This is a genomic window from Capnocytophaga sp. oral taxon 326 str. F0382, from assembly GCF_000318295.1.
Lineage (GTDB): Bacteria > Bacteroidota > Bacteroidia > Flavobacteriales > Flavobacteriaceae > Capnocytophaga > Capnocytophaga periodontitidis.
Window position 1 is genome coordinate 121,500 of record NZ_KB291433.1, and the last position, 1,169, is coordinate 122,668.

The 1,169-nt window shown below is 39.2% G+C and carries 1 pseudogene; it reads left to right on the forward strand.

Annotated elements, in window-relative coordinates:
- Window positions 1-998: pseudogene (locus tag HMPREF9073_RS16365) on the forward strand (DNA methylase); the annotation flags it as partial.
- Window positions 999-1,169 lie beyond the last annotated feature (171 nt).

Genomic DNA, 1,169 nt, shown 5'->3' on the forward strand with positions numbered 1-1,169 from the left:
ACAAGTTCAATCTACTGTTTAACAAACAGCTTTTTATCGACCAGCTTAAGAACAATAAGTTGGGCAAAAGAACCATTGATGAGGGAGCTATGGACGAAAAATCGGGAATAAACTATTCTGAATATGTAGCTATCCTCTCAGGAAACACTGATTTGCTCGAAAAAGCAAAGTTAGAAAAGAAGATTGGGGCTTTAGAGAGTGAAAAGCAAACGTTCTTACGCTCTAAATACACTGCTAAAAACCGTTTAGACAACCTCTGTAGTGATTTGAAAGCGCTACAAGATCGCTTGTATCGTTTTCAGACGGATTGGCAAAACTTTTCAGATAAAGCGGTACGCCGAGAAGATGGCTCGGTAGTCAATGCTTTGCGTTTGGAGGGTTTAGACGAAAAGAGCAGTGTAAAGCAGTTAGCCCAAAAGTTACAGGACTATGCCCAAAACGCCCGTACCAAAGGCGAATATCAAGAAATAGGAAGTATCTATGGTTTTCAGATATTGGTAAAGACTGAAGTCTCCAAAAAAGACGAACTTGACCTAAAAGAAAACCGCTTTTTTGTACAAGGGGAAGGAGGTATCAAGTACACCTACAACAACGGACGATTGGCAAGTGACCCTAACTTGGCAGTAATGAATTTTGTCAATGCCATTGAAAAAATCCCTGTAATGATGGAAAAGGAAGAAAAAGAGATTGCTCTTATCCAAAAGGACATTCCTCTTCTAAAGGAAATCATCGAAAAAGTATGGGGTAAAGAAACACAGCTCTCCGAACTTAAAACTGAGCTCTCAGCCCTTGATAGGAAAATACAACTTTCACTCTCCTCCGATACTCCACAAGAGGCTCAAGAAGGAGCCGAAAAACAAGAGGTACAAGAGGCAGAAGAACTCAATAAAGAGCTATCACAAGAGAGTCAAAAAAGCGAAACTCAAGAAGTCCCAACTCCCACGAAGGAGTTTGTAAGAGAGACTCTTAACAGAAACTCACGAGGGTTTAAAATGTAGCATTTATTCCTTAAAGAACCTGTATATCTCCATTTTGAAAATCAGCAGAACTGATGTTTTGCTGGTTTTCTTTGTTTTTAAACGTGTTTAAACTTTTTGGAGGAACTTGGAGATAAGCCCTAATAAAAGCATTCCAATCCAAGTTACATCAAGATACTCGTATCTCATTCT